This window comes from Acinetobacter sp. WY4 (assembly GCF_018438165.1).
GTDB lineage: Bacteria > Pseudomonadota > Gammaproteobacteria > Pseudomonadales > Moraxellaceae > Acinetobacter.
On the sequence record NZ_CP053947.1, the window covers coordinates 2711840 to 2726873 of the forward strand.

General features: G+C 45.4%; 14 protein-coding genes and 1 pseudogene. 11 read left to right on the forward strand and 4 right to left on the reverse strand.

The window, feature by feature from the left end; all coding sequences use genetic code 11:
* Window positions 1–29: 29 nt before the first annotated feature.
* The gene (locus G4D73_RS12710; protein ID WP_153566722.1) at window positions 30–308 is read right to left on the reverse strand and encodes a DUF2218 domain-containing protein; all 279 of its coding nucleotides are present in this window, start codon (window positions 306–308) and stop codon (window positions 30–32) included.
* A 168-nt stretch (window positions 309–476) separates the two neighbouring features.
* On the opposite strand from G4D73_RS12710, the gene rpe reads away from it, so the two are divergent.
* From rpe to G4D73_RS12725, 3 genes are all read left to right on the forward strand, one after another.
* Window positions 477–1163: a ribulose-phosphate 3-epimerase gene (gene rpe, locus G4D73_RS12715; protein WP_004279174.1), complete on the forward strand. Its 687-nt coding sequence runs from the start codon at window positions 477–479 to the stop codon at window positions 1161–1163.
* Window positions 1164–1791: 628 nt separating this feature from the next.
* Window positions 1792–2109, forward strand: coding sequence for a DMT family transporter (locus G4D73_RS12720; RefSeq protein WP_004279177.1), 318 nt, complete (start codon window positions 1792–1794; stop codon window positions 2107–2109).
* Between the two features lie 72 nt (window positions 2110–2181).
* The gene (locus G4D73_RS12725; RefSeq protein ID WP_213686904.1) at window positions 2182–2667 is read left to right on the forward strand and encodes a methylated-DNA--[protein]-cysteine S-methyltransferase; all 486 of its coding nucleotides are present in this window, start codon (window positions 2182–2184) and stop codon (window positions 2665–2667) included.
* Between the two features lie 373 nt (window positions 2668–3040).
* Here G4D73_RS12725 and G4D73_RS12730 read toward each other — a convergent pair whose 3' ends face one another.
* From G4D73_RS12730 to paaZ, 3 genes are all read right to left on the reverse strand, one after another.
* Window positions 3041–3976, reverse strand: coding sequence for a tRNA dihydrouridine synthase (locus G4D73_RS12730; RefSeq protein ID WP_213686905.1), 936 nt, complete (start codon window positions 3974–3976; stop codon window positions 3041–3043).
* A 185-nt stretch (window positions 3977–4161) separates the two neighbouring features.
* Window positions 4162–5601, reverse strand: coding sequence for a spinster family MFS transporter (locus G4D73_RS12735; RefSeq protein WP_213686906.1), 1440 nt, complete (start codon window positions 5599–5601; stop codon window positions 4162–4164).
* Window positions 5602–5794: 193 nt separating this feature from the next.
* On the reverse strand, window positions 5795–7906 hold the full coding sequence (gene paaZ, locus G4D73_RS12740; RefSeq protein WP_213686907.1) for a phenylacetic acid degradation bifunctional protein PaaZ: 2112 nt from the start codon (window positions 7904–7906) through the stop codon (window positions 5795–5797).
* 262 nt (window positions 7907–8168) lie between these two features.
* Between paaZ and paaA the strand changes: the two genes are divergently transcribed.
* The 8 genes and pseudogenes from paaA (at window position 8169) to G4D73_RS12780 (ending at window position 15033) form a co-directional block, all read left to right on the forward strand.
* Window positions 8169–9113 carry a 1,2-phenylacetyl-CoA epoxidase subunit PaaA gene (gene paaA, locus G4D73_RS12745; protein ID WP_004646055.1) on the forward strand — a complete coding sequence of 315 codons (945 nt, stop codon included), beginning with the start codon at window positions 8169–8171 and terminating at the stop codon, window positions 9111–9113.
* A gap of 33 nt (window positions 9114–9146) precedes the next feature.
* Window positions 9147–9437, forward strand: a complete 291-nt coding sequence (paaB, locus tag G4D73_RS12750; protein WP_004279183.1) for a 1,2-phenylacetyl-CoA epoxidase subunit PaaB — start codon at window positions 9147–9149, stop codon at window positions 9435–9437.
* A 17-nt stretch (window positions 9438–9454) separates the two neighbouring features.
* Window positions 9455–10210: a 1,2-phenylacetyl-CoA epoxidase subunit PaaC gene (paaC, locus tag G4D73_RS12755; RefSeq protein ID WP_213686908.1), complete on the forward strand. Its 756-nt coding sequence runs from the start codon at window positions 9455–9457 to the stop codon at window positions 10208–10210.
* Window positions 10211–10238: 28 nt separating this feature from the next.
* On the forward strand, window positions 10239–10739 hold the full coding sequence (paaD, locus tag G4D73_RS12760) for a 1,2-phenylacetyl-CoA epoxidase subunit PaaD (RefSeq protein ID WP_005247163.1): 501 nt from the start codon (window positions 10239–10241) through the stop codon (window positions 10737–10739).
* Between the two features lie 75 nt (window positions 10740–10814).
* Window positions 10815–11873: a 1,2-phenylacetyl-CoA epoxidase subunit PaaE gene (paaE, locus tag G4D73_RS12765; RefSeq protein ID WP_213686909.1), complete on the forward strand. Its 1059-nt coding sequence runs from the start codon at window positions 10815–10817 to the stop codon at window positions 11871–11873.
* 40 nt (window positions 11874–11913) lie between these two features.
* Window positions 11914–12685 (forward strand): annotated as a pseudogene (locus G4D73_RS12770) (enoyl-CoA hydratase-related protein).
* Entirely contained in the window at window positions 12685–13476 is a 792-nt protein-coding gene (gene paaG / locus G4D73_RS12775; RefSeq protein WP_213686910.1) for a 2-(1,2-epoxy-1,2-dihydrophenyl)acetyl-CoA isomerase PaaG, read from the forward strand. Before G4D73_RS12770 ends, paaG begins: the two are co-directional and overlap by 1 nt.
* Before the next feature lie 3 nt (window positions 13477–13479).
* Window positions 13480–15033, forward strand: a complete 1554-nt coding sequence (locus G4D73_RS12780) for a 3-hydroxyacyl-CoA dehydrogenase (RefSeq protein ID WP_213686911.1) — start codon at window positions 13480–13482, stop codon at window positions 15031–15033.
* The last annotated feature ends 1 nt before the right edge of the window (window position 15034 follow it).

Sequence of the window (15034 nt, forward strand, 5' to 3'; positions counted from 1 at the left end):
ATGCCCTGATCACTAAGGCTTTTTAGCCCCTATCTTTGCCAGTCGGCAGTCAGATGTTCCTGTCCCATACGGATCAGATGATCCAGAACCACATTTTCGAGTTTATTCAGGTCAGTAAATTCATCTGTGCTTTGAATCGTTACGGTTAGATGATCCTGTTCAGGAGCCAATATCACTTCAGCATTTGGAAAATGAATCAGGAAATTTTGTTCGGTTTCATCAATATTAAATTTATGTTTCCAGTGATTGGCTAGGCGTTTGGCAATTCGTGAAGCTTGTTGCGTCTGGATATGGGCAATACTTTTCATCAGTCTTCTACACTATTCATCATTATCCTGTACTTTAAACCAAGCGGTGATGCCGGCATAAGCCTCAAAGCGTTACACAGCGTTTTAATCTTGCAACATCGAATCACAGTAGCCGGAGCGGATTTGATATAATGGGAAAAATCCAATTTCAACAAGCCAGGTTCTCCCATGTCCAAGCCTTATTTAATTGCCCCTTCTATTTTATCTGCTGACTTTGCCCGTTTAGGTGAAGAAGTCGAGAATGTGTTGGAAGCAGGTGCAGACGTTGTTCATTTTGATGTCATGGACAACCATTATGTACCGAACCTGACTTTTGGTGCAGGTGTTTGTAAGGCCTTGAAAAATTATGGGATCAAGGCGCCAATTGATGTGCATTTGATGGTTAAGCCGGTAGATCGCATGATCGGAGATTTCCTTGAAGCGGGTGCTGATATCATTACTTTCCATCCGGAAGCGTCTGATCATATTGACCGTTCTTTACAGTTGATTAAATCAGGTGGTGCCAAAGCGGGCTTAGTATTTAACCCAGCAACGCCACTGCATTATCTGGATTATGTACTGGATAAAGTCGATCAAATTTTGCTCATGAGCGTGAACCCGGGTTTTGGCGGACAGAAATTTATTCCAATGACTTTGGATAAATTGCGTCAGGCACGCAAACTGATTGATGCTTCAGGGCGTGATATTCGTCTGGAAGTTGATGGCGGTGTTACGCCAAGCAATATTCGTGAAATTGCCGAAGCGGGTGCCGATATGTTTGTGGCGGGTTCAGCTATTTTTGGCAAGCCGGATTATAAAGCTGTGATTGATGAAATGCGTGCGGAATTAGCGAGAGTGGGACAGGTTCAATTGTAATCGTTAAAAACTCATAAGTGCATAAATATGTGGATAACTTTATGGATAAGTGTGTAGATATCTATGTTGATAACCATATGGATATGTTGCATAAAATGTAATCGTTTGTAGCCTGATTGATTGCGATTTAGACAAAATCTGTATAAAAAGAACTCAAATTGGGTTCTTTTTTATTACATATAACCCTTGTGTTTAGTGGTTATTTGTTAATCAAGAGTTAATAATTCAACCAAGTAAAAAATGATCAATGTCTCGCATATTTGTGTTTCATTATGTAATTACTCCAGACATAGTTTAAATTTAATTGATGTGTATAACTTAATATTCTGAGTCCATTCTCATGTAATTGTTGTGGATGAATTGTCCGATTATTAGAACTATTTCTGACTTGGCATTTTCAACATCTACCATAACCAGAGTAGCCATGAATGTCGTGAGGATTTGAGTAAGGCAAAGTTAAGTTGTATCTCGATAAGTCATGTTTTGTAAAAATAGCCAGATTACTGCAATGTGGTTTTATCAAATTTTTACACCTAGGAGGAACGACCTCCCTTGTGAATTGCATATCGGAATTTACAGGAAAAATCGTCAGGACGGCCTGATTCTTATATAAAAGGAGGAGGGCTGCATGGCCTGGATTGTACTTATTCTTGCGGGTATTTTTGAAATCGTTTGGGCATATTCAATGAAGCTGTCTGAAGGCTTTACCAGACTCACCCCAAGTATTATTACCATTGTCTTCATGGTACTGAGTTTTGCTTTACTGGCTTATGCGATGCGTACTTTGCCGCTAGGTACAGCCTATACGATCTGGACCGGGATTGGTGCAGTGGGTTCATTTCTCATCGGTATTTGGGTTTTGGGTGAACCCGCTACAGCGTTGCGTATGCTGGCTGCCGTACTCATCATTTCCGGTCTGGTGCTGATGAAAGTATCCTCTTCATAATTTGTTTCTGCTTGTCTCGGTGAACTGGGTTAATATAGAAAATGAACTCAGTGATTGGGACAGGGCGCCATCATGAACTTAAGTTATCTCTATATGGATTCTCCCGTAGGTCAGCTACAACTGGTCGCGAATGAAACCGCGCTGGTGGCTGTGCTTTGGGACTGTGAACAGCCGAATCGGGTGAAACTGGCGACCTTGGTTGAAGATCCGCAGCATCCGGTATTGATTGAAACCAGACGCCAGCTCCAAGAATATTTTGCCGGTCAGCGCAATGTTTTTGACCTGCCTTTGGACTTTGCCGGTACTGATTTTCAGAAAAAGGTTTGGCAGGTGCTACTGAATATTCCCTACGGACAGACGCGAAGCTATCGCGACATTGCTGAACAGGTGGGTAATATCAAGGCAGTACGTGCCGTGGGTGCAGCCAATGGTAAAAACCCGATTTCGATTATTGCACCCTGTCATCGGGTGATTGGTCGCAGTGGCAAGCTGGTGGGGTTTGCCGGTGGTTTGGATAAAAAAGAAATCCTGTTAAATATTGAGCGGACGTATCCATAGATATCTTTTATAAATCACAAAATGATCGTTCTATTCATATTTAAATGAATATTAAAAGTTTCTTCTCCCTCTGGGATAAGAAGCACTGCTTAGCAAGGAGATGAGGGGGTAAAAACCTCTCCCTCGCCCTCTCCTACAAGGAGAGGGTATTTCCTTTGTAGTAATTATAAAAAATGATTTATGAAAGAACTTTAATATCTAAAAATTTAAAACAAATGAAAAATTAGAATATGGATGTTCTGCTAGTAGAAATTAATCTATTCATACTTTGTGATTGGATTTATTTCGAAGTGGTATTCAAAACAGCCTAAGCAGTCATAAGCTTTTACGAGCCCATAAAAAAGCCTTTGAATGATTCAAAGGCTTTTTAGTGTTAAATATTTGAAGCTTTCAGTTTTTCGGTAATCTCAGCCAGAACTTTAATCCGTTTTACTTCGTCCCATAATACTTTGGCTTCAGGATAATGTTTCGACATCATGCCGAGCCATTGCTTGTAACGACCGACCATCCCGATCTCAGTTTTGGCTGGACCGTTGATAAAACGAATTTGCAGTTGCAGCAGTTCATTCCAGTTCAGCAAAGGTGCATCCGAATTTTGACGGATACATTGAGTCAGGTCGGGTGTGGTCACCGCACCACGGCCAATCATCAGGTCTTCGCAGCCAGATTCTAGTCGACACTGTTTGGCATCGGTATTGTTCCAGATTTCACCATTGGCGATCACATTGATCTTGAGTGCTTCACGAATCGGTTGTAACTGGTCCCAGAATGCTGGCGGAGTGTAGCCATCGGCTTTGGTACGTGCATGAACAGTGACCCAGGCTGCCCCGGCATCTTCAATGGCATGCGCATTTTCCAGCATAAAATTACGGTCCATATAACCCAGACGCATTTTGGCGGAAACCGGAATATGCGCAGGCACTGCATCACACACGGCTTTAACCAGCTCATGCACGACTTTGGGTTCATCGAGCAGGACTGAACCACCACGATGACGGTTCACGGTTTTGGCCGGACAGCCAAAATTCATGTCAATTGCCGGTGCGCCCATGGCTGCCACTTTGGCGGCATTCGCTGCTAGCATCTCCGGATTATTTCCTAAGAATTGGACATGTACCGGTGTACCTGCCGCCGTCTTGCCATCATTCAACAGTTCCGGGCAGTAAGTATGATAAATATGATCGGGCAGAAGGGAATCGGTGACACGGATAAACTCGGTCACACACCAGTCAAAGCTACCTACGGATGTCAGCACATCACGCATAATCGGATCGGTTAAGCCTTCCATGGGAGCAAGCACAAGTTTCAACGGTGCACACCTGTAAATTTAAAACGGTGTTATACGTTTTTTTAGGCAGCCTGTCTAGGCTGGATCGGAATTGAATGATGAGTACCTGAAAATTGAACTTTTTGGGCTGATATAAAAAGGCCTTTAATGTGGATTAAAGGCCTTTAAAAGTGAAAATTAAGAAGGTTTAGCAATATCCAGCCATTTTAGTCCGCCAGTTTTTCGACTTTCATACTCTCACGATAATACTGACAGCCCTTGTACAACAGGAAGCAACCAATCAATCCGGCAATCGCATTGACGATCGAGATTGAGTTACCAACCATTAAGGTATTCTGGAAATATTTATCCGTGATTAATGCCACAGCGGTGGTTCCGACGCCTAAGGCAATCAGGTTTGAAACCAGCAGGAACTTGGCAGATACCTGTGCGCGTAGCTGGTTTGGTGTCAGCATTTGCGTAGCAGCAGCCGATGCAGGAATCGGGAAAGTGGAGAAGAACATCGCCACAAAAATCAGCGCAAATGAAAGCTGCATATTATCGACCTGAGTAAACAGCACACTCGGAATAATCAGCGCCGCACAGCCAATCGCACCAGTACGAATTGCAGCATCGCTATAGCCACGTTTCGAGAAGAAGTCGATCAACCAGCCACAGAACAAGGCACCTGAAGTATTCGCGATCAAAATAATCGTACCGAGGATATAACCGGTTTGACTCGCATCCAGACCGAAATTACGCATGTAATAGGCAGGTGCCCAGCCCAGCAGCGAATACAACATCATGGTATAAAAAGAAAAACCAATAAAATGACAGAAGAAGGTCTTTTTATGTGTCTTGATAAAACCGATCGAGTTTTTAAAAGAGGCTTTAATGACCTGACCATCCTGACCGACTTTCATGCCCTTACGTGCAGGTTCACGCACCGTCAGTACCATGAGCAGTGCCAGCAATACGCCCGGTAGACCCACAATCATAAAGGTGAGTTGCCAGGTTTTCACTTCACCAATAAGCGGTAAAGCCACGAAGCTGACATCTTTTAGCAAGCCAATCACATAGCCGCCAATCAGGAAAGCTAAACCCGAACCAATAAAGGCACCAATCGCATATACCCCGAGTGCACGGCCTAATTTATCTTTCGGAAATAAGTCGGCAACGATTGAATAAAAGGCAGGGGAAAGCGCAGCTTCACCGGCACCCACACTCAAACGTGCAATAAACATTTGAATAAAGTTTTTACTGAGACCACAAGCCGCTGTGGCAAGACTCCAAAACGCAATCCCGGTTGCAATGATTTTAATTCGGGACTTTTGATCCGCCAGCGCGGCAATGGGCAGACCCATAATGGCATAAAACAAGGAGAAGGCCAGACCTTGCAATAGACTAAACTGGGTATCGCTTAGCATTAAATCGGCTTTAATCGGTTCAATCATGAGCGATAAAATTTGACGGTCTACAAATGACAGAATGTAAGCCACCATACAAATGACCACCACATACCATTGATAGGTGCTGCTTTCCGGTGGTGGTTCAATCTGTTCAGACAGCGGCACGGCCGTTTCTGTCGGTGTAGGCTCAAAATTTTGATTTGTTGGTTGAATCGTCCTTTCAACCATTTCTAGGTTCAGCGATTTATCATTCATCATGCAACATCCTGTGCTGATCGTTTGAGATATTTATTTGATACTTTTAATTTGTTTGTTGTTTTTATATTGTATCGCATTTAAATAATCTAGAGGCTAAATGGATAGACGTCAATCTGTTTTTAAAAATAGATACAAATAATTTTAAAAGACAAAAAAAAGGAATCATAATAATTCCTTTTTTTGGTGTGAATTTTTAGCCACGCTCAACCAGCGTTAAAATATCGTAGGTTGCAACCAGTTCATTGCGTTGGTTTTTTACTTTAATATCCCAGACCACGACACCATGTGGCTTCTGTGCCGGATCGCGCAGTGCTTTTGGAGTTTTCTGCTTACAGGTCAGTTCTACCTGAATGGTATCGCCAATTTTCACCGGTTCTACAAAGCGCAAGTTGTCCATGCCATAGTTGGCAATGACTGGGCCCTGGGCGGCATCAACGAATAAACCGGCTGCGGCAGACACCACGAAATAGCCATGTGCCACACGTTCACCAAACAGGGATTCTGCTGCAGCAATCTTGTCCATATGCGCATAGAAGTGATCACCGCTCAGGCAGCCGAAATTCACCAGATCCGCTTCGGTCACGCTACGTCGTGCAGTCAGTAAACGCTCGCCTATACGCAATTCATCAAATGATTTTTTAAAAGGATGCACGCGGTCTTCAAAGACTTGAGCTCCAGCCGTCCAGCTATGGCCGACCTGAGTCATGGCATTTGGCGAGCCTTGAATCGCAGTACGTTGCATATAATGTTTGACTGCACGCAAGCCGCCGAGTTCTTCACCGCCACCGGCACGTCCCGGTCCACCATGAACCAGTAAAGGTAATGGAGAGCCATGTCCGGTACTTTCTTTGGCACTTTCAGCATCCAGAATATGGACACGACCATGCCATGGCGCAATTTTGCTGAGCAGTTGTTCAATATTTTCATCGGTATTGCGTACGATGGATGCCACCAGGCTACCTTCGCCACGTGCCACCAGGTCAGCCAGCTGAGCCAAGTCAGTATATGGCATTAAAGTCACTACAGGCCCAAAGGCTTCAATCTTATGAATGTTTTCTGCCTGAACTGGTGCTTTGCAGACCAGTACTGTCGGTGGGTAACATGCAGACTTCTCAGTATTTTGTACTTGCAGCTTAAAGTCTTGGCGCAAGTGGCTACCGAATACAATCTCTGCATCCTGGCTCAGCTGTTCAACTTTTGCCGCGACATCATGTTTCTGTTTGACGCTGGCCAAAGCCCCCATGCTGACGCCTTCCTGAGCGGGGTCACCGACGACCACTTTTTTCAGTTTTGCAATCAGGCGACTTTGTACTGTATCCAATAGCTTGGCTGGCACAAAGGCACGACGAATAGCGGTACATTTCTGTCCGGTTTTGGTGGTCATTTCACGGAAAACTTCACGGACAAATAAATCAATCGTTTCATCATTAGCTTGCGCCGTCAAAATCGCACTGTTGACCGAGTCTGCTTCCATGGTAAATGGAATCGAGTAGGCATTTAAGTGTGGATGCGAACGCAGTTTTTGCCCTGTTGAAGCAGAACCGGTAAAAGTGACCGTATCTTGAGGATTTAAATGATCAAATAAATCATAGACCTGTCCGCAAATGAGCTGCAGTGAACCTTCTGGCAAGAAACCGCTTTCATGAATGGCTTTAACTACGGCATGAGTCAGCTCGGCACCTTCGGTCGCCGGTTTGACAATACAGGGTACGCCTGCCAGCAGTGTCGGTGCGATTTTTTCCAGCATGCCCCAGATCGGAAAGTTAAAGGCATTGATATGCACGGCGACACCGGCTTTAGGCGTCAGAATATGTTTCGCGCCAAAGCTACCTTGCTTAGAAAGAGGAATCCAGGCATCTTCGACCCATGCTGTTTCATCACTCAGTTCACGACGCACCAAACTCGAATAGGCATATAAGGTGCCAATCCCGCCTTCAATATCAATCCAGGCATCTTTACGGGTACAGCCGGTTGCTTTGGCAAGCTCATAAAAGTCTTCTTTGCGTTCCATCAAATACTGTGCCACTTGCTTCAGTGCATTGGCACGTTGATGAAACGTCCATGTGGCGATAGTCGCGCCTTTTTGTTTGGCATACTTCACCACGGCTTGGGTATCGATGCCCTGACTGCCGACCTGATAAACCGCTTCACCGCTAATGGCATGATAAACCGTACGTAAATCGGCTTGCGCTTTGTATTCCTGGCCGTATACCAGTGAAGATAAGCTTTTGATGGCAAGAGGATTATGGGTTGATTCAGTATCTTGATAATCCATTGTGCTTGAGCTGCTGTCTAACTCTAACATGGTAAAAACTCCATTTATGATACGTTTTGAGATGTATTTTAATTTTGATGTTTCATAATTTGTGTTGAAAAAGTGAAAATGTCAATCATAAATCTGTGTTTAAAAATGCGTAACAATAAAATAAAAAATATTAAATTATATAAAACAAATATTTAGTAAAAATAAGGGATAAAAATTAAATGATACCAATAAATAGATATTGATTTTAATTGCGTATCGTTTTAATTTGAATGTATCAACACTTGGGATAAGTGAGGGAACAATGAATAATCAACAACAAATCTTTGATCAAAAGATTGAAAAGGATATTTCCATCGAGCCGAAGGACTGGATGCCGGATGCTTATCGTAAGACCTTGATTCGTCAGATCGGTCAGCACGCACACTCTGAAGTTGTGGGCATGTTGCCGGAAGGTAACTGGATTACCCGTGCACCAACTTTAAAACGTAAAGCCGTACTGATGGCAAAAGTCCAGGATGAAGCCGGCCATGCCTTGTATCTGTACAGTGCTGCAGAAACCTTGGGTGCCGATCGTGACGACATGATGGATAAGCTGATTGCCGGTCGCATGAAATATTCTTCAATTTTTAACTATCCAACCCTGAGCTGGGCCGATGTTGCCGCGATTGGCTGGCTGGTGGATGGTGCAGCCATTGTCAATCAGGTTGCGCTTTGCCGTACCTCTTATGGTCCTTATGCACGTGCCATGGTGCGCGTCTGCAAGGAAGAAAGTTTCCATCAGCGTCAGGGCTTTGAGGCCATGATGGAATTGGCTAATGGTACGCCGGAACAAAAGCAGATGGCACAGGATGCGGTGAACCGTTTCTGGTGGCCGGCACTGATGATGTTTGGTCCAAGTGATGATAATTCCCCGAACAGTGCACAAAGTATGCAGTGGAAAATTAAATTATTCAGCAATGATGAGCTACGTCAGAAATTTGTCGATAACACCGTGTCGCAAGTCTTACAGCTGGGTTTAACCGTTCCAGATCCAGACCTCAAATTCAATGAAGCCACCGGACATTACGAATTTGGTGAAATCAATTGGGATGAGTTCTTTGCGATTCTTGCAGGCAAGGGACCGTGTAACCATGAGCGTATTGAAGCACGCCGCAAAGCTTGGGAAGGCGGCAAGTGGGTACGTGATTCAGCAGCAGTCTATGCGCAGAAACAGCAGCAACAGTCAGCAGCACAAAAAGTTGCTTAAAAAATAGTTTGATCAATATAAGGAAATTTGCTCATGAATAACAAAAATAACTGGTCACTTTATGAAGTATTTGTGCGTAGTAAACAGGGTCTGAGTCACCGTCATGTCGGCAGCCTGCGTGCACCAGATGAGGAAGTCGCACTACAAAATGCCCGCGATGTATATACCCGCCGCAATGAAGGGATCAGTATCTGGGTGGTGAAATCTGAATTGATTACCTCTTCACAGCCAGATGAAAAAGCAGAATTTTTTGAACCCGCTTTGGACAAGGTTTATCGCCATCCAACCTTTTATAACATTCCAGCTGGCATCGAGCACATGTAAAGGAAAAGGTGAAGACTATGACAAATCAAGTATTGGCAGAATTTCTTTTACATGTGGGTGACAGTCAACTGATCCTGTCTCATCGTTTGGCAGAGTGGTGTGGTCATGCACCTGAACTGGAGCTGGATATTGCCTTAGCCAATATCGGACTGGATTTATTGGGTCAGGCACGTACTGCCCTCAGTCTGGCAGGTGAAGTGGAAGGACAGGGCCGTAATGAAGACAAGCTGGCTTATTTCCGTACCGAGCGTGAATACCGTAATTTGCTGCTGTGCGAACAGCCGAATAGTGATTTTGCCCAGACTCTGGTGCGCCAGTGGTTGATGGATCATTACCACGCTTTATTGTTTAGCGCCTTAAGTCACAGTCAGCATGCTCAACTAGCTGCTTTTGCAGTGAAATCACTCAAAGAAGTGAAATATCACCAGCGTTTTTCTACCACCTGGATGGAACGCTTAAGTTTAGGTACCGCAGAAGCACATGAAAAAATCCAGCAAGGTCTAAACCAGTTATGGCGTTTTACCGAGGAACTTTTTGTCCTGACGGCTGATGAAAGACAGTTGGTCGATAGCGGTGTTATTCCAGATATTGAAAATTTAAAAGCACAGTGGTTGGAGACCATTACAGCCGAGTTAGCGCGATTTGAATTAAGCCTGCCAGAGCTAGGCGCTTATCGCAGTGGGGCTAAACAGGGTTTACATACAGAACATCTCGGTTTTGTTTTGGCTGAACTGCAATACATGCAGCGCTCTTATCCAAACATGAACTGGTAATTCGGCACAATCACAGGGAGTGAGTCGCATGAATCTGATTCGACACGTAGAAGATCAATGTTGGGACGTTTTACAGCAGGTTTCTGATCCAGAGATTCCAGTATTGTCAGTGATTGATCTGGGCATGATTCGTGGCGTCGAGCTGAATCAGCAGGATGAAATTGTGGTGCGACTCACGCCGACCTATAGCGGCTGTCCGGCCACGGATTTATTAAAAGCAGAAATTACCCAGGCTTTCGAGGCGAACGGTTTGACGCCGGTCAAAGTCATTGTGGATCTGTCTCAAGCCTGGACTACGGACTGGATGAGTGAATCGGGCAAACACAAATTACAGCAATATGGTATTGCCCCGCCGCAAGGCCAGTCACATAGCTGTGGTACGCATGTGGCATTGACCGATGGCATCACCTGTCCACAGTGCTTAAGTAACAACAGCAAATTATTAAGTGAATTCGGTTCGACAGCCTGTAAAGCTTTATATCAATGTCGGGACTGCTTAGAAACTTTTGACTATTTCAAATGTATTTGATTGTAACGATTGCGCGGTGGGCAGGGTAAACCAATAACAAACCTGAACACCGCCACCTAAAAGAAGGATTTTGCCATGAGCCAATTTATACCATTAACCATTAAATCGATTCAGCCACAAACCCAGCAAGCGATCTGCATTGCCTTTGATCTCGCGCCTGAGCAGTTGGATACTTTTCAATATCAGCCGGGTCAGCACCTCACCATTCGTCATTTAACCGATGACGGCGAGCTGCGCCGCTGCTACTCGATCTGCAGTGATACTCAGGAAGACATGAGCATTGCGATTAAAAAAATTGATCAGGGTCAGTTTTCAACCTGGGCCAATGCGCATCTCAAAGCGGGCGATGTACTAGAAGTCATGCCACCGCAAGGGGTGTTCTTTCAGAAAGCCGCCAAGGCTGGTGGCCAGAATTATCTAGGATTTGCAGCAGGCAGTGGCATTACGCCAATTTTATCGATTGTAAAGTCGGTGTTGAACCGTCAAGCGGAAGCAACATTCACTCTGGTATATGGCAACCGCTCCTGGAAACAGACCATGTTCTCTGAACAGATCATGGACTTGAAAGACCGTTTTAAGGAACGTCTGCAACTGGTAAATATTTTTTCACGTGAACTGAATGACAGTGACATCTTTAATGGTCGGATTGATGCAGACAAATTGCAGCAGTTATTTCAGGCCAATCTGATTTCTGCCGAAGCAGATCACTGTTTCGCTTGCGGCCCTGAAGAAATGATGACAGCAGTCGAAACGGTATTACCGACTTGGGGCATTCAACGCAGCAAGATTCATACGGAACGCTTCAATACGGGTACTGCACCGAAAGCAACCGCCCAGCAGATGGAAAGCCGCAGCGAAGAACGCGTCAATATCATCCTCGATGGTCGCGAGCTGATTGTTGAAGTCTCCAAACAGGATGACAGTATTTTAGATGCTGCGCTACGTGCCGGGGCAGACCTGCCATATGCCTGTAAGGGCGGTGTTTGTGCCACCTGTAAATGTAAGGTGTTAGAGGGACAGGTTGAAATGGCGGTGAATTACAGTCTGGAAGAAGATGAAATCCAGAAAGGCTATGTGTTGAGTTGTCAGGCACGTCCAACCACGGCCAATGTCCGACTCAGTTTTGATGAATAACAGCTGAATTTACAGTACCGAGCATAGCAGGAGTTCAAGGATGACCTACATTAAAACCAGCTCACCCAAGCCAGGTGTGGTACTGATCGAGCTGAATCGCCCAGAAAAGCGCAATGCCTTAAACAATGCCACCTTGCAAGAGATTGCAGCCTGTTTACAGGACTTGGAAACAGATGCTGCTGTGAAAGCCGTGGTCATCACTGGAAATACGCAATGCTTTACTGCCGGTGCTGATTTAAATGAGCTGGCGCAGTTAGATGTGGTCAGCATCCAGCAGGATCAGCGCCCACTGCTTTGGAAAAAAATTGATGAATTTTCCAAGCCTTTAATCATGGCTGTGAATGGTTATGCCTTTGGCGCAGGTTTCGAGCTGGCTTTGCATGGCGACATGGTGCTGACCGGAGAAAATGCCCAGTTTGCCTTGCCTGAAATCGGTTTAGGGATGCTGCCGGGTGCCGGTGGAACACAGCGTCTGGCCCGTCTGGTCGGTCAGCAATTGACAATGCGTTGGGCCATGACCGGTGAAATGATTTCGGCTCAGACCGCATTACAACATGGCATTAGCAGCCAGGTTTGTCCAGCAGGACTGACCGTGCAATACGCACTGGAACTGGCAGAAAAAAATTGCCAAGCAAGCACCGCTGGCCATTCGTGCCATCAAGCAATCTTTAAAGTCGATCCATGAAGTGACTTTAAGTCAGGGATTGAAGCTCGAGCGTCAACATTTTGTCTGGCTGGCGGCGACCCAAGATCGCCAGGAAGGCATCAATGCATTTTTAGAAAAAAGAAAACCAGAATTTAGAGGTGTGTAATGGATTATCAAACAATTATTGTCGAAGAAAAAAATGCAGTGGGCTACCTGACCTTTAACCGTCCAAAACAGCTCAACAGCTTTAATGAAACCATGCATCAGGAAGTCTCCAAGGTCATCAAGGACTGGGCCAAAGACAGCCAGATTCGTGCCGTGGTGATTTCAGCCGAAGGCCGCGGTTTCTGTGCCGGTCAGGATCTGAATGACCGTGTGGTCGATCCGAATGCCGATGCACCGGACTTAGGCCTATCGATTGAAAAATATTACAACCCTTTGATCAAGCTGATTACCGAAATGCCTAAACCGGTGATTTGTGCCGTGAATGGAGTAGCAGCAGGGGCAGGTGCCAATATTGCCCTGGCGTGTGACATTGTGGTGGCAGCAAAATCGGCTTCCTTTATTCAGGCCTTTTGCCGTCTTGGTTTGGTGCCAGATTCAGGCGGTACCTGGTTCCTACCGCGTCTGGTCGGCCGTGCTCAGGCGATGGGCCTAGCGATGCTCGGCGATAAAATTCCGGCTGAGCGTGCAGTACAACTGGGCATGATCTGGCAGGTGGTTGAAGATGAGCAACTGCAAGCAGAAGCGAAAAAATTGGCGGAGCATCTGGCTCAGCAACCGACCTATGGTCTGTCCCTGATCAAAAAAGCCATTCATGCCGCAGCAGAAAACAATTTGGATGAGCAGCTCATTCTGGAACGTGACCTGCAACGTCTGGCTGGACGTTCAAGCGATTATAAGGAAGGTGTACAAGCCTTTATGCAGAAGCGTACCCCTGAATATAAAGGATGCTAAATCATGCAACAGATCAATTTGGAACAAGTCAAAGTTGCTGTGGTCGGTGCTGGAACCATGGGGATTGGCATTGCACAACTGGCAGCCATGCACGGGCATCCGACCTATGTGTTTGATCTCGATCGCAGCAAAGTTCAGAGTGCCTTGACTGCTTTAGAGGCGCAGCTGAGCAAGCGCGTACAAAATGGCAAAATGACCCAGCAATTGCTGGAGAGTACCTTCGCCAATCTGATTGTGGCAGAGGACATTCAGCAGCTTGCCGATGCGGGCTTAATTATTGAAGCCATTGTTGAAAAGAAAGAAGTGAAGCAAAACCTGTTTCAACAGCTGGCTGCCATTTGCCCGGAACAGACGATTTTTGCGTCTAATACTTCTTCAATTTCCATTACCGCAATTGCCTCGGCGATTCCACATCCCGAGCGAGTGATTGGCCTGCATTTTTTTAATCCGGCCCCAGTGATGAAACTGGTCGAGATTATCCGCGGACTGAAAACTTCAGCAGTCATTGCCGATGCTGTATTTGATCTAATGAAGCACTGGAACAAGGTTCCGGTACGAGCCAAATCGACCCCCGGTTTTATCGTCAATCGTGTCGCACGACCGTATTATGCCGAAGCCTTTCGTGCCTTGCAGGAAAATGCTACCACACCCGAACAGCTCGATTACATCATGCGCGAATGTGGCCGTTTTGCCATGGGACCGTGTGAACTCACCGACCTGATTGGTCAGGATGTGAATTTCTCGGTCACACAAAGTGTCTATCAGGAATTTTTCTATGAGCCACGCTACCGCCCATCCTTGATTCAAAAAGAGCTGGTCGATGCCGGCTGTTATGGCCGCAAGTCCGGTCAGGGTTTTTATGATTATACGCAGTCCCAGCCTGCACCTGTATATGAATTGCCAGTGTGTTATGCCAAGTCGCTGAATAAGCTCAAAGTCACGATAAAAGGTGAATGGCTGCATTCAGCAGCACTGATTGAACGTTTAAAACAGGCCTCTCATGTGGAGCTGAGTTTTCAGGCGGCAGAACAGAATGAAATCCTGATTGGTGATCTTTCCCTGCGATTATCGCTCGGCGAGTCGGTTGAACTGGCTTATCCGCATGAGCCTGTGGTGTTGATGGATTGGCATGCAGATTGGGAAAATGCCCAATCGATTCCAGTCGTTGCATCACCAGCATGTAGTGCTGAACAACGCCAGGCAGTGGAGCTATTCCTCATAGGTATGGATATGATACCTATTTGGTCTAAGGATCATCCCGGTCTTTATGTTATACGTAGTATTGCCATGTTGGTGAATGAAGCCTGTGAAGCAGCACTGCATGATATCGCATCAGAACAAGATATTGATTCTGCTATGAAATATGGCGTGAATTATCCTTGTGGTCCATTCGAATGGGCAGATAAAATTGGATATTACACAATTTTGCAAATTTTAGAAAATATGTATCGTATTTATGGTGAAGACCACTATAGAACTAGTATATATTTAGCAAAGAAAGCGGTGCAGGGATATGCACAGAAAACTCAGCAGCAACCATTACGTGTTGCTGGCTAAA